Origin of the sequence: uncultured Escherichia sp. (assembly GCF_948475835.1) — a bacterium.
Lineage (GTDB): Bacteria > Pseudomonadota > Gammaproteobacteria > Enterobacterales > Enterobacteriaceae > ECMA0423.
Window position 1 is genome coordinate 37,905 of record NZ_CAOLGM010000018.1, and the last position, 9,714, is coordinate 47,618.

The window sequence follows — 9,714 nt, forward strand, 5'->3', positions numbered from 1 at the left end:
TCCAACGGTTGTTTACCGCCAACGATAATTACGAGGGCGTACTTATATATTTGCCGCTGCCTCTCAGTGCGGCTGTCGGGGGCTTCCCGATCGCTCTTCGGCACTTAAGCCGTTAAATCACTTTTTCGCCAGTTCCTGGTTTAATGTCCAGAGCTCCAGGCGTTCTTCGTTGCTTAAACCATGCGTGCGCTCACGAGCGATTAACTCTTCCTGGCGCAGTTCAAGCAGCGAATCAAACATATGGTTGAGTGAGTCGGTGAAGGTTTGCTCAGCAATATTCTTATCTGCTATATCGTCCCACATCGACAGTTTTTCAAGGGTGGCAGCATTATTTGTACCACGATAGTGCTCTAAAAGTTGCCCGGTGGTCAGACCTGGCTGGGAGAGACAAGTGTTGACCAGTTCTCTGAATAAGCCAAGTCCAGGGAGCTTATTTTCATCCAGATTCTCAAGCGGCGGGACCAACGTCGCTAATTCTGGATTTTGCACCAGCAACCCTATAAGTATACGCATGGTCGTGCGTTTTAGCTGCGGAACAGGGCGAGAAACGCCGCTCTCTGCCGCTTTTGGCATTAATCGTTCAAGCTGGCTGTCATCAAGTATGCCTAATTTGTTGCCTAATTCCTGACGAAGATATATTCGCAGCGTTTCGCCCGGCACTTGCGATATCAATGGCAGTGCCAGCGTACTCAAACGTGCGCGCCCGTCAGGGGTACTCAGATCAACTTGCGGCATCAGGCTGTTAAACAGAAATGCGGAGAGTGGCATCGCCTGCTCCATCCGCGCTTCAAACGCTTCTTTACCTTCTTTTCGTACCAGCGTGTCAGGGTCTTCGCCATCCGGCAAAAACATAAAGCGTAGCTGACGGCCGTCTGTCATGTAAGGCAGCGCCGTTTCCAGCGCTCGCCATGCGGCATCGCGGCCTGCACGGTCGCCGTCATAACAGCAAATGACATTGTTGGTCGCGCGGAACAACAGTTGTATGTGATCGGCGGTGGTTGACGTACCTAACGACGCAACGGCGTAATTAATGCCGTATTGCGCCAGCGCCACCACGTCCATATAGCCTTCGACCACAAGCAGACGATTGGGTTCAGCGTTATCCTGCTGCGCTTCATAAAGACCGTAAAGCTGGCGGCCTTTATGGAAAATGTCTGTTTCCGGCGAGTTCAGGTATTTGGGGGTATCGTTGCCCAGCACGCGCCCGCCAAAACCAATCACCCGACCGCGTTTATCGCGAATGGGGAACATCACCCGCTCGCGGAAACGATCGTAACTGCGTCCCTGATCGTTAGTGACCAACATCCCCGCATCAATCAATGACTGGCGATTTTCTGGATTGCCGCCAAACCGCTTCAGGACGTTGTCCCAGCCGGGGGGCGCAAAACCAATCGCAAAGCGAGCGATAACCTCGTGGCTTAATCCGCGTTTTTCCAGATACTGGCGCGCAGACGTGGCAACAGGTTGTTGTAAAGATTGTTGGTAAAACGTATTCAGACCGTCCATCAACTGATAAAGCGTTTGCCTCTGATGGCGCTCGATCTGGCTGGGGCCGCTGCCTGCTTCAAATGGCACTTCAAGATTGTGCATTGCTGCCAGCTCTTCGACCGTTTCAACGAACTCGAGCTTGTCGTAGTTCATCAGGAAGTCGATCGCGTTGCCGTGCGCGCCACATCCAAAGCAGTGGTAAAACTGTTTCTCACCGTTAACGGTGAATGACGGGGTTTTCTCGTTGTGGAATGGACAACACGCGTGGAAATTCTTGCCCTGCTTTTTCAGCTTCACACGGGCATCGATCAGATCGACGATGTCAGTGCGTGCCAGCAGATCATTAATGAATACGCGTGGGATTCGTCCAGCCATAGGCCCCGATTTTTAGCAATTCATAAACGAAAATAAGCCGCGCATTCCTTTCGGAAGCACGGCCTTACAACTACAACTCGGTCTGATCGGAGAGCAACGCTCTCGGGGAATTAGTACAGACGAGTGCGGCGTGCGTTTTCGCGAGCCAGTTTCTTCGCGTGACGTTTCACTGCAGAAGCTTTAGCGCGCTTACGTTCGGTAGTCGGTTTTTCATAGAACTCACGACGACGAACTTCCGCCAGAACACCTGCTTTTTCGCAGGAACGCTTGAAGCGACGCAGAGCTACGTCGAACGGCTCGTTTTCACGTACTTTAATTACCGGCATGTGCCTCTCACCTTTGATTAATTCGGTTTGCCGCTGGCATCAACGCCAGCTTATTTCAAAATGGTGCGGAATTTTACTGCAATTGCTGCTGCTTTGTAAAGCACCGCGGCCTTTTTGAAAGGGACTTTTATAAGGGTGAGGAGTATACACGAGGCTTTCTCCAGGGGCGAACAAAGTTTTACATCAACCCGCATTGGTCCTACACTGCGCGGTAATAAAGCGAGGTAAAACAAGTCATGCGTGTACTGGGTATTGAAACTTCCTGCGATGAAACCGGCATCGCCATTTACGACGATGAAAAAGGTTTGTTAGCCAACCAATTGTATAGTCAGGTGAAATTGCACGCTGACTACGGCGGCGTCGTGCCTGAACTGGCCTCCCGCGATCACGTGCGCAAAACCGTACCGTTGATCCAGGCGGCGCTAAAGGAGTCTGGCTTAACGGCAAAAGACATTGATGCTGTGGCCTATACCGCAGGCCCTGGATTAGTCGGCGCACTGCTGGTTGGCGCAACCGTGGGGCGTTCTCTGGCGTTTGCCTGGAACGTTCCGGCAATCCCGGTACACCATATGGAAGGGCATCTGTTAGCGCCGATGCTGGAAGATAACCCGCCGGAATTTCCGTTTGTCGCGCTGCTGGTGTCCGGCGGTCATACGCAGTTAATCAGCGTGACTGGCATTGGTCAGTACGAGCTGCTCGGCGAGTCTATCGATGATGCCGCCGGTGAAGCGTTTGATAAAACCGCGAAGCTGCTGGGGCTGGATTATCCTGGCGGACCGTTACTGTCGAAAATGGCGGCTCAGGGTACTGCCGGGCGCTTTGTTTTCCCGCGTCCGATGACCGACCGTCCGGGGCTGGATTTCAGCTTTTCTGGTCTGAAAACCTTTGCGGCGAACACGATTCGTGACAACGGCACCGACGACCAGACGCGTGCTGATATCGCCCGCGCCTTTGAAGATGCGGTGGTCGATACGTTGATGATTAAGTGTAAGCGAGCGTTGGATCAGACGGGCTTTAAGCGACTGGTCATGGCGGGCGGCGTGAGTGCTAACCGCACGTTACGGGCGAAGCTGGCGGAAATGATGAAAAAACGCCGCGGCGAAGTGTTCTACGCGCGTCCGGAATTTTGTACTGATAACGGCGCGATGATCGCCTATGCCGGAATGGTGCGGTTTAAAGCAGGCGCGACGGCGGATCTCGGCGTTAGCGTGCGTCCGCGCTGGCCACTGGCAGAGTTACCGGCTGCGTAAAACTATCCGGTGCCGGAGAGCAATTTCCGGCACCGTCCTCACTTAAAGCAACACCACGGGCATCCACAGCAAGCCGGTAATCACCAGCAACACGAGGAATATCAGTCCAAAAATCGCCCCCAGTCGCCAGTAATCCACCGTTGGCAGATAACCACTACCGTAGTAAATCGGACTGGGTCCGGTGGCGTATGGTGTAAGAATGCTCCCCAGACCAATTGCCGCGCCAACCATCAGGCAGAACACCGGCAGCGGGATTTCCGGCATCGCCAGCGCAGCGGCAATCATCATCGGTGCGAGGGCGGAGGTATACGCCGTGGCGCTGGCGAAAAAGTAGCGCAGCAGATAAAACACCACAATCAACGCCACCATCACCATCGTTGGCGAATAACCGCTTAAGCTGCCTGCTAACAGTTTGCCAAACCAGCTAATAAAACCAGTGTTGTTGAGTCCGGTAGCGAGGGTGATAAGCGAGGCCAGCCAGAAGAAAACGTTCCACGCCGCTTTATTACTGACAATGTCGTCCCAACTGATAATGCGCAGAAGCAGCATCAGTGCCACCACGCTGTAACCGACCATCGCGGCATCGATATAATCACCGCCGAAAATCCACAGCACCAGCGCGCCTACCATCAGCCCCAGCATCCGTTTTTCACGCGAACAGAGCGGGCCCATTGCCTGCAGTTCCGTCTCTGCCCAGCGCGGCACCTGATCGCCAGACTTCAGTACCGGCGGGTACAGCACATAAGCCAGCCAGGGAACCAGCAGCACCAGCAAAATACTGAGCGGCAACATCCCGAGGAACCAGTCGCCCCAACTCAGCGTGGCGTGAGATGCGCTTTTCATCAGTCCAATTAACAGCAAGTTTGGTGCCATCGCCGTCAAGAAAATGGCGCTGGTCACGCAGTCGGCAACAATCCCCATCCACATGATGTACGAGCCAATGCTGCGCGAACTGCTGTCGTTTGGTTGTGATTGATAGAGCGGTGGCAGGTTACGGATGATGGGATAGATAATCCCCGCACCACGCGCCGAGTTGGACGGTGTTACAGGTGCGAGGATCAGCTCGGAGAACATCACCGCATAGCCGAGAAACAGCGTGCGATGTCCCATCTTTTTCACCAGAAACAGCGCAATGCGGCGTCCAAGCCCGGTTTTTTCATAGCCTGTGCCAAACATAAAGGCGGCGAAAATCAGCCAGATAACCGAATTAGAAAAACCGGAAACCGCCCACGAGAGGGATTTTGCAGTGAATTTAAAGCCTGGCTGGGCGAGCTGTTCGGGGCTGAACAGCAGCCAGGGAGAGAGTATGGCGATGATGGAGATACCCACCATCGCCACCACGGCACCCGGCACGGGTTCGAGGATCAGTCCAACGATCACGCCAGTAAAAACGGCAAAGTAGAGCCAGGTATGACTCTCCAGCCCTGCGGGAACCGGAATTAGAGCAATAATGGCGATGACCGCCAGCGGCGCAAGGTATCGCCACCATTCAGTGGAAGGTTTCATCGTGTTATGCCTGCGAAAAAGGAGAGGGGGCGAGCCTCTCCGGGAGGGTTATTTGATGTAATGGACGTGCTCGCAGATCTCTTCCACGATGGGATCGCGGCGTTCGGCGAACAGCTTTTTGTTTTCGGCTATCAGGTTGTTGCCGTGGGTATCAATAGAGACAATCAGCGGGCCGAACTCTTTGACCCGGCAGACCCACAGCGACTCCGGCATTCCGAGCTCTGTCCAGTGCACTTCTTCAATCTCTTCCACCTGGGTTGCCGCCAGCACCGCGCAGCCTGCAGGGAAAATCACATGTAGCGCCTTGAATTTCTGACAGCCTTCTTCGGTCAGCGGCCCCATTCCGCCTTTGCCGACCACCATTTTCACGCCGGTCTGCTCAATAAATTCACGTTCAAAACTTTCCATACGCATACTGGTTGTCGGGCCGACGGAGACCATCTCCCATTTGTCGCCGTTTTTGCGCACGATGGGGCCAGCGTGGAAAATCGCTTTGCCGTTGAGATCGTAAGGGATCGGACGTTTCAGTTCGATCAAACGGCGGTGACAAACGTCGCGGCAGGTCACCAGCGTACCGGTCAGGTAGATCACATCGCCGACGCGAATATCTTGCAGATCTTCAGCTTTGATCGGGGTTGTCAGGATCTTTTTCATAACGCGCTCCGGGTGTGAGACAGATTTTCAAAGGTGAGATCGGCATGAACCAGCAGCGTGCCGCGACGATGCGCCCAGCAGCCGGTAGAGACAGCAACGCCGATGGTTGACGGATGGCGGGCGGCAGATTCGATATGCACGCCCATCACTGAACTGTTGCCGGTCAGCCCTTGTGGACCAATCCCCAGACGGTTGAGTCCTTCTTCCAGGCGTAGCTCCAGCTCTGCCGCTTTTGGATTGGGATGGCGGCTGCCAATCGGACGCAAAATGGCTTTACGCGAGAGTACGGCGGCGGTTTCCACCGAGGTGGCGATGCCCACGCCCACCAGTACCGGTGGACAGGCGTTTACGGCGAGGGTGGAGATATTTTCGAAGACGAATTTCACCACGCCTTCGTAGCCTTCTGACGGCATTAACACTTTCGAGCGGCCAGGTAGCGTGCAGCCGCCGCCTGCCATGTAAACTTCGATTTCCGCATCGTCATTGTCGGGGATGATGTCCCAGGTGACCCACGGTACGCCGCTACCGGTATTTTTGCCGGTGTTTACTTCGTCAAAAATTTCTACCGCATTGTGACGTAGTGGCGCTTTGACGGTTGCCTCTTCCACGGCTTGTTTGAGTATGCTTTGCAGCTCGCCAAGCAGTGGGAAGCGGGAACCGACTTTAACGAAGAACATAATCTCCCCGGTGTCCTGACAGGCAGGACGATTCAGGTCAATCGCTTTTTGCATGTTGTCGAACATCGTATGGTAGATAATTTTCCCCATCGACGACGTTTCGGCATCCTTTAGCTGTTTTAGTTTATCCACCACGTCATCAGGCATTCGGGTAGAAATCATGGCGGTAAAGTTAGCGACAATCTCTGTCAACTTATTCACTGCCTGTTGCTTATTACTTTCGCTCATCATGGCAACTCCAGTTTTTGTATTTGTCTGGAAAAATTCACCGCCACAAACTACCACTAAAAATGTGGTTTTATATTTTTTGCCACCGTGAATATGTAATTAACAGTTCGTGAATCAACGCGAAAATAAGAATGAATATTGCACCAGAGCAGGGAATGGCAATGTTTTGCGAAATACACTGCGCTTATCACAACTGCGGATAATTAACGATGCTGAATAGCTGGCCTTTAGCCAAAGACTTGCAGGTACTGGTAGAAATCGTCCACAGCGGGAGTTTTAGTGCTGCAGCGGCGACGCTTGGGCAGACGCCTGCATTTGTCACCAAGCGGATCCAAATCCTTGAAAATACGCTGGCAACAACGCTGCTGAACCGCTCCGCTCGCGGCGTGGCGCTGACTGAAAGTGGCCAACGTTGTTACGAACATGCGCTGGAAATCCTCACCCAATATCAGCGACTGGTCGATGACGTCACGCAAATCAAAACGCGCCCGGAGGGGATGATTCGTATTGGTTGCAGTTTTGGTTTTGGGCGCAGCCATATTGCGCCAGCCATTACCGAACTTATGCGCAATTATCCTGAGTTACAGGTGCATTTTGAATTGTTCGATCGGCAAATTGATTTAGTGCAGGATAATATTGATCTGGATATTCGTATTAATGACGAAATTCCTGATTATTATATTGCGCATCTGTTAACGAAAAATAAAAGAATATTATGCGCAGCACCTGAGTATCTGCAAAAATATCCGCAGCCACAATCATTACAGGAATTAAGTCGTCATGACTGTCTGGTGACCAAAGAGCGCGATATGACCCACGGAATATGGGAGTTGGGGAACGGTCAGGAGAAAAAATCGGTGAAGGTTAGCGGGCATCTTTCCTCCAATAGCGGCGAGATAGTGTTGCAATGGGCGCTGGAGGGCAAAGGGATTATGCTGCGTTCCGAGTGGGATGTGTTGCCGTTTCTGGAGAGTGGCAAACTGGTGCGAGTATTGCCGGAGTATGCACAAAGCGCCAATATCTGGGCTGTTTACCGGGAGCCGCTCTATCGCAGCATGAAATTACGTGTCTGCGTGGAATTTCTGGCGGCATGGTGCCAGCAACGGCTGGGCAAGCCCGATGAAGGCTATCAGGTCATGTAGATCCACCAGAAATCACTCGGGATCCTTTTCGCGCTTTCTTTTGAATTTCGTCCAGATTTTTGTCTCCTGACGACGCCACAGACGCTGGATGTTGTCATGATGACGCAGCAGGATCAGGCAAGAGAGCATCGAAACCGGGAAGGTGAATTGTGGCTTAAACCACCAGACATAAAATGGAGCAATCAGTGCACTGACAATCGCTCCCAGCGACGAGTATCCGCTCAATAGCACGGTCAGTAACCAGGTTCCCGCCATTACTCCGGTGAGATCCCAGCCAATGGGTGCGATGGCACCAAAAGCGGTAGCAACGCCTTTTCCTCCTTTAAATCCGAAGAAAACGGGCCAGATGTGTCCAAGACAGGCGGCGATGGCAATTAAGCCTAGCCAGAAGGGGCTGACACCTAATTCATACGCGCCCCAGACGGGCAACATTCCTTTCAGAACGTCGAAAATCAGTACTGCTACGGCTGCTCCCTTGCCACCGATACGTAACACATTGGTTGCGCCTGGATTGCCGGAGCCGCTGGTTCGCGGATCGGGCAGCCCACACAAGCGGCAAACCAGAATGGCACTGGAAATGGAGCCGCAGAGGTACGCGATGAGGATCATTCCAGGCGCGATTGCACTCATAAGCTGTTCCGTTTTGAAAATTCGTGTTCAACGATGAATCTGTGGATAATACGCACATTTCGCCGGAAGTGGTATCCGGTTAGCCAAAAAGCAGGCAGGACGTGATGGATATTGTATTTATAGAGCAACTTTCGGTAATCACCACTATTGGTGTTTACGACTGGGAACAGACCATCGAACAGAAGTTAGTGTTCGATATCGAAATGGCATGGGATAACCGTAAAGCGGCGAAAAGTGATGATGTGGCGGATTGCCTCAGTTACGCTGACATTGCAGAAACGGTGGTCAGCCACGTCGAGGGGGCGCGTTTTGCGCTGGTGGAACGCGTGGCTGAAGAGGTGGCGGAGCTGCTGTTAGCACGCTTCAACTCGCCGTGGGTGCGTATCAAACTCAGCAAGCCAGGCGCAGTGGCGCGGGCGGCGAATGTTGGCGTAATCATTGAGCGTGGCAATAATCTGAAAGAAAATAATTAATTTTACAGCTGTTAAACCAAACGGTTATAACCTGGTCTTACTGCAGTAGTCCGGACAAGCGGTACATTTTAATAATTTAGGGGTTTATTGATGAGCGATATGCACTCGCTGCTGATAGCGGCAATATTGGGTGTGGTCGAAGGATTGACAGAATTTCTGCCGGTATCCAGCACGGGCCATATGATTATTGTCGGTCACTTGTTGGGGTTCGAGGGCGACACGGCGAAAACCTTTGAAGTTGTGATCCAGTTAGGATCAATTCTGGCGGTAGTAGTGATGTTCTGGCGGCGTCTGTTTGGCCTGATTGGCATCCACTTTGGCCGCCCGTTGCAGCACGAAGGAGAAAGCAAAGGTCGTTTAACGCTGATCCACATTTTGCTGGGGATGATTCCGGCGGTGGTACTGGGGCTGTTGTTCCACGACACGATTAAGTCATTGTTTAACCCGATAAATGTGATGTATGCACTGGTCGTTGGCGGTTTGTTGCTGATTGCCGCCGAATGCCTGAAGCCGAAAGAGCCGCGTGCGCCGGGTCTTGATGATATGACCTATCGTCAGGCGTTTATGATTGGCTGTTTCCAGTGTCTGGCGCTGTGGCCGGGTTTCTCCCGTTCCGGGGCCACCATTTCAGGTGGGATGCTGATGGGCGTGAGCCGTTACGCTGCTTCCGAGTTCTCGTTCCTGCTGGCGGTACCGATGATGATGGGCGCAACGGCGCTCGATCTCTACAAAAGCTGGGGCTTCCTGACAACCGGCGATATCCCGATGTTTGCCGTTGGGTTTATCACCGCTTTTGTGGTGGCGCTGATAGCGATTAAAACCTTCCTGCAATTGATTAAGCGCATTTCGTTTATCCCGTTCGCCATTTATCGCTTTATTGTGGCGGCTGCGGTGTACGTCGTGTTCTTTTGATTGAGAAAAGGTTCGGGAGCAGGCCTGGTTTTCTCCCTCGCTCTGTAGGGAGA

General features: G+C 52.8%; 10 protein-coding genes. 4 read left to right on the forward strand and 6 right to left on the reverse strand.

Annotation, left to right across the window (positions count from 1 at the left end):
- Positions 1-117: 117 nt before the first annotated feature.
- Both dnaG and rpsU read right to left on the reverse strand, forming a co-directional pair.
- Positions 118-1,863, reverse strand: coding sequence for a DNA primase (gene dnaG, locus QZF50_RS05920; protein ID WP_000918827.1), 1,746 nt, complete (start codon positions 1,861-1,863; stop codon positions 118-120).
- A 110-nt stretch (positions 1,864-1,973) separates the two neighbouring features.
- Positions 1,974-2,189 carry a 30S ribosomal protein S21 gene (gene rpsU / locus QZF50_RS05925; protein ID WP_001144069.1) on the reverse strand — a complete coding sequence of 72 codons (216 nt, stop codon included), beginning with the start codon at positions 2,187-2,189 and terminating at the stop codon, positions 1,974-1,976.
- Positions 2,190-2,425: 236 nt separating this feature from the next.
- Here rpsU and tsaD point away from each other — a divergent pair, with 236 nt between their 5' ends.
- Complete coding sequence (gene tsaD, locus QZF50_RS05930) at positions 2,426-3,439, forward strand: tRNA (adenosine(37)-N6)-threonylcarbamoyltransferase complex transferase subunit TsaD (RefSeq protein ID WP_001264365.1); 1,014 nt, start codon at positions 2,426-2,428, stop codon at positions 3,437-3,439.
- A gap of 42 nt (positions 3,440-3,481) precedes the next feature.
- On the opposite strand, the gene ttdT is transcribed toward tsaD, so the two are convergent.
- Genes ttdT through ttdA form a run of 3 tightly spaced genes read right to left on the reverse strand, consistent with a single transcriptional unit; the run spans position 3,482 to position 6,507 of the window.
- Positions 3,482-4,945 carry an L-tartrate/succinate antiporter gene (gene ttdT, locus QZF50_RS05935; RefSeq protein WP_000804912.1) on the reverse strand — a complete coding sequence of 488 codons (1,464 nt, stop codon included), beginning with the start codon at positions 4,943-4,945 and terminating at the stop codon, positions 3,482-3,484.
- 48 nt (positions 4,946-4,993) lie between these two features.
- Positions 4,994-5,599: a L(+)-tartrate dehydratase subunit beta gene (ttdB, locus tag QZF50_RS05940; RefSeq protein ID WP_000722962.1), complete on the reverse strand. Its 606-nt coding sequence runs from the start codon at positions 5,597-5,599 to the stop codon at positions 4,994-4,996.
- Positions 5,596-6,507, reverse strand: a complete 912-nt coding sequence (gene ttdA / locus QZF50_RS05945) for a L(+)-tartrate dehydratase subunit alpha (protein ID WP_000986797.1) — start codon at positions 6,505-6,507, stop codon at positions 5,596-5,598. Before ttdA ends, ttdB begins: the two co-directional genes overlap by 4 nt.
- 206 nt (positions 6,508-6,713) lie before the next feature.
- On the opposite strand from ttdA, the gene ttdR reads away from it, so the two are divergent.
- Positions 6,714-7,646 carry an L-tartrate utilization transcriptional activator TtdR gene (gene ttdR, locus QZF50_RS05950; protein ID WP_000935209.1) on the forward strand — a complete coding sequence of 311 codons (933 nt, stop codon included), beginning with the start codon at positions 6,714-6,716 and terminating at the stop codon, positions 7,644-7,646.
- 12 nt (positions 7,647-7,658) lie between these two features.
- Here the strand turns inward: ttdR and plsY are convergent, their stop codons facing one another.
- Entirely contained in the window at positions 7,659-8,276 is a 618-nt protein-coding gene (gene plsY / locus QZF50_RS05955) for a glycerol-3-phosphate 1-O-acyltransferase PlsY (protein WP_001272796.1), read from the reverse strand.
- A gap of 104 nt (positions 8,277-8,380) precedes the next feature.
- On the opposite strand from plsY, the gene folB reads away from it, so the two are divergent.
- On the forward strand, positions 8,381-8,749 hold the full coding sequence (gene folB, locus QZF50_RS05960) for a bifunctional dihydroneopterin aldolase/7,8-dihydroneopterin epimerase (RefSeq protein ID WP_001295541.1): 369 nt from the start codon (positions 8,381-8,383) through the stop codon (positions 8,747-8,749).
- 90 nt (positions 8,750-8,839) lie between these two features.
- Positions 8,840-9,661: an undecaprenyl-diphosphate phosphatase gene (bacA, locus tag QZF50_RS05965; RefSeq protein WP_001305111.1), complete on the forward strand. Its 822-nt coding sequence runs from the start codon at positions 8,840-8,842 to the stop codon at positions 9,659-9,661.
- Positions 9,662-9,714: the final 53 nt, after the last annotated feature.